Consider the following 3,098-nt stretch of genomic DNA (forward strand, 5'->3'; position numbering starts at 1 on the left):
CGCGGGGACGATGGCCACGCGAAGCCCGTCCGGGTCCTGCCGGATGAACTTAACATGACTTCCCTTCTGGGAGTGGACGACAAACCCCGCCGCCTCGAGGCGGCGCTTCACCTCCCGGTAGGGAAGCGGCCTAAGCGGCGGGGCCAAGCTCCACCTCTACCGTGCGCACCTCGGGGACGCGCTCCGGGGTGGGGGGCTCGAAGTAGAGCTCCAGGGCCTCCTTGAGGTTCTTCAGGGCCTCCTCCTCGGTTTCCCCCTGAGAGGCCACGTCCACCTCGAGGCATTGGGCTACCCAGAGGTCCCCCTCCCGCCAGAGGTGGGCGGTAAAACGCCGGGTCATGGGCTCATGATAGCGCGCCCTCTACACCGGCGGGAGCTCACGCGGCGGTGAGGAGGAGGGGGCGGGGCGCGGCCCCTGGCCGCCACACCGAAACCCCGTGGAGGGCCAGCCCCTCTCGGGCGGCCTCCAGCCAGGCCCGCGCCCCATGCTCGGGGTAGAGGAGGACGTAGCGGGTGCCAGCCGCCACGGCCTCGAGGGCCACCTCCCACCCCTCCCGCCAGTCCAAAGCCCAACCCCCCGTGGTGGGGCCAAGGTGCAGGCGGCGTGGGGCGGGAAGGTGGCGGCTTGCCCAGGCCAGGTAGGGGGTGAGCCTGTCCACGGCCACCAGGTAGCGGGTGGGCGGTCCCTCGTAGTAGCCCGTGAGCACCACGGGGGCCTCCCCTCCCAGGGCGTGGGCGAGGAGGGCGGCCAGGCGGTGGGGATCCCGGAGGAGGGTGGCGGCCTCAACCTGCTCCCCGTCCTCGAGGGCTTGGAGGACGGCGGGCTTGAAGCGGCCCAGGACGGGGCGGGCCTCCTCGGGGACGCGGGGGGAGGCCTTCAGCCCGTCCCCCACGCGGTGGAAGGTGAGGGAGGGGTGGGCGTGCAGGGCGTGGAGAAGGGCGAGGGGGGTCATAGCCACTCCCCCTCCTCTTCTTCCACGCGCCCCATGGGGGGGTATATCTCTGCAAAACCGGTAGCACCGGTAGCACCCCCGTTTTGTGCTGTCCTGGAGGGCGTTTCTGCCGCTACCGGTTTTTCCCCCGCTACCGGTTTTTCGGTAGCGCCCTTCTGCGCCCCAACGGGGCTTTCTCCCGCTACCGGAAAATCGGTAGCGGCCAAACTACCGGTAGCGGGATTAGCGCCGTTCTGGACGGGATTTTCCTCGCCCGCTACCGGTGCTACCGGTTTCTGGGAGATATAGGGGGCTAGGTGTTCCGCGCGAAGGTGGAGCACCCGGCGGTTCCCCCCGCCAACCCTCCGCACCACCAGGTAGCGGGTTCCCCCCTGCTCGTACTGAACATGCAAGAAGCCGCGCTCCCCGAGGCGCTTCCACAGGGTTCTGGGGGTGGGAAGGGCCTCCCCGGTTTCTGCCGCGAGGCGGGCCAGGACGCTGTAGGCGGCTTCGGGGTCTAGCAAAACCCCGTCCTTCTCCGGGTGTGGCGGGGCCCATCCCAGCGTGGGCCCCCTGGGTTCCCACCGGCCTGGGGCGGCCTCGGGGCTCCCGCTCGTGTTGGGCACCCACTTCCACCCCCACAGGTGGGGGTCTTTAGGGGGTTCCCCCTCTTCCCAGCCGGCCAGGTCCACCAGGTGGCCGCGCCCGGCGGTGAGGGCCCCCATGAGGAGAGGCACAAACCTCTCCACGGGATCCGCGTCCTTCTGCCACTCCCCCTGGCGGCGCACGGCCTCCTTGAGGGCGGCCAGGACGGGGGCGGGATCCAGGGCGAGGCCAAACCCCTCCAGGTAGCCCCGGAGGAGGAGGAGCGCGGCGTGGAGCCTGGCCCCCGCGTCAGCCGTCCTCCCGTGCTCCCCCAGGGCGGCCCATTGGGGGCGAAGGGCCTCCCACGCCTCCCGGAAGGCCTTCCTGTGGCCGTCAAGGTCCCGGGCCAGGTGGCGGATCCACGCGCTCATGGCCCGGGCCAGGCGGCCTTCCCGGGCCAGGGCCTGGGCCTCGGAGAGGGCGGCCAGGTCCACATCCCCCCGGCGCACCTCCAGGACCAGGGTCCTGGCCCGCACACTGTGGCCCGGAGGCAGGTCCTCACCCGTGATGAGTAGGCTCCCCCGAGGGGGGCGGTCGTGGGCCAGGGTGCCGTCGGCCCGCATCCGCGCCCGGCCCGTGGCGTTCCCCTGGCTACGGATGAGCCGGGCGGCCTTGGCCTGAAGCTCCTTCCGCTGGTGCTCACTACCCGTGGGGGCGTAGTCGTCAATCAGCAGAAGCGCGTCCTTGGCCGCGAAGGCGGCCCCCTCCAGGGCGTTGGCCGTGGCCTCCCAGCCCAGGGGAGGAGCCTCGAGGCCGGGCGCGAAGAAGGCCTGGGCCACCAGGGCTAGGCTCGTCTTCCGCGCTCCCGTGGGCCCGGCCAGGTAGAGGGCGAAAGGGCTGTGGCCCAGGGCGGCCTGGAGGGCGTAGAGGAGGAGGGGCCAGGCCACCTCGGGCGGGGCCAGGCGGGGCCAGAGGGCGAGGATCCCCGCCCACACCTCCCGCTCCTCCTCGCCTTCCGGGGGCGCGGGGAGGGCGAAGGCCTCCAGGGCCCGCCCGGGCTCCACCTCGAGGCCCGCCACCTCCCCCTCGGGGCCGATGCCGCCCCCGGCGTGCAGGTAGACGGGTCGCCCGTCAATCCGGGTCCACCCCAGGTGGCGGTAGACCACGGCCCGGGCGTAGCCCCGGGCGAGGGAGAGGAGCTGTATGGCCGCGCGCGCGTGGTCCTTGGTCCCCTGGCCCGCGAAGAGCACGGCCCGGCCTCCCCACTCCCGCGTGAGCCAGGCCATGCCGGGAAACTCCGAGGCCCGCACCCGGGCCGTCCCGAGGGGCGTGCCGTCCTCCAGGTAGCCTTCCAGCTCCAGGTGATGCTCGGCCTCCACCCCGTCTGTGAGGGCCACTTCCCGGCGGATGACGGCGGCGAAGTTGCCCAGGGGGAAGTAGGCCACGCTCCGGGACTCCCCGCGCCCCTCCACCCGGGCCGCCTCGAGGCGGCCACCCCGCACCCGGTAGCGGGGGTGCCCATCCAGGGCCTCCCTGGAGGCCAGGCCCTCGAGGGGGTGGGGGGAGGAGGGCTCCTCCTCG

At 72.9% G+C, this 3,098-nt stretch carries 4 protein-coding genes; all 4 read right to left on the reverse strand.

Annotated elements, in window-relative coordinates:
- The coding region (locus AC27GT_RS11945; protein ID WP_487224205.1) for a type II toxin-antitoxin system HicA family toxin at nt 1–111 on the reverse strand (111 nt) is incomplete at its 3' end.
- A 19-nt stretch (nt 112–130) separates the two neighbouring features.
- Nucleotides 131–340 carry a type II toxin-antitoxin system HicB family antitoxin gene (locus AC27GT_RS11950; RefSeq protein WP_487224202.1) on the reverse strand — a complete coding sequence of 70 codons (210 nt, stop codon included), beginning with the start codon at nt 338–340 and terminating at the stop codon, nt 131–133.
- Between the two features lie 37 nt (nt 341–377).
- Nucleotides 378–953 (reverse strand): hypothetical protein, encoded by a 576-nt coding sequence (locus tag AC27GT_RS11955; protein WP_487224203.1) that lies wholly within the window; start codon nt 951–953, stop codon nt 378–380.
- On the reverse strand, nt 950–3,098 hold a 2,149-nt coding region (locus AC27GT_RS11960), incomplete at its 5' end, for a bifunctional DNA primase/polymerase (protein WP_487224204.1). The genes AC27GT_RS11955 and AC27GT_RS11960, both read right to left, overlap by 4 nt.

This window comes from Thermus sp. KWY1, from assembly GCF_057547025.1.